Genomic DNA, 386 nt, shown 5'->3' with positions numbered 1-386 from the left:
ATGGCTCTGGAGCAAGGCACCATCACGGTGATGCAGGAAGGTTCGCCTTCTCATCTCAGTGTACACAATATTACGCCGGTCACCACGGATTACCCGCCGATGTTGCAGGATAACTCCGGCTGGCCGCTGCTTTCCTGCCTCGCCAGCCCGCCCGTTTTGTTGTTTACCACGGAAGGGATGCAGCATTTTCTCCGTCTGTTTGACTATTATGCCGAATTTAATCTCCCCCTGAGCCGCCATATCCAGCGGCATATCGATGGCATTATGCAGGTGGAAGAGCGCCTGATCGACCGAATGAAGATGGGCCGCCCCGTCCGGGGGCATCGATTGTCACTGACCCTGAACCCCGGTTGCTACGCCAGTCCGGGGGAGATGTACCGTTTCTG

Annotated in this window: 1 protein-coding gene; it reads left to right on the top strand. The window is 56.7% G+C overall.

Annotation, left to right across the window (positions count from 1 at the left end):
• The coding region (locus FE394_RS19315; protein ID WP_319927935.1) for a type VI secretion system baseplate subunit TssF at positions 1-386 on the top strand (386 nt) is incomplete at its 3' end.

This window comes from Xenorhabdus littoralis (genome assembly GCF_033949345.1).
In the GTDB taxonomy this organism is placed as follows: Bacteria; Pseudomonadota; Gammaproteobacteria; order Enterobacterales; family Enterobacteriaceae; genus Xenorhabdus; species Xenorhabdus littoralis.
Note: the sequence above shows the minus strand (reverse complement) of the source record. Positions and strands in the feature narration are given on the sequence as shown.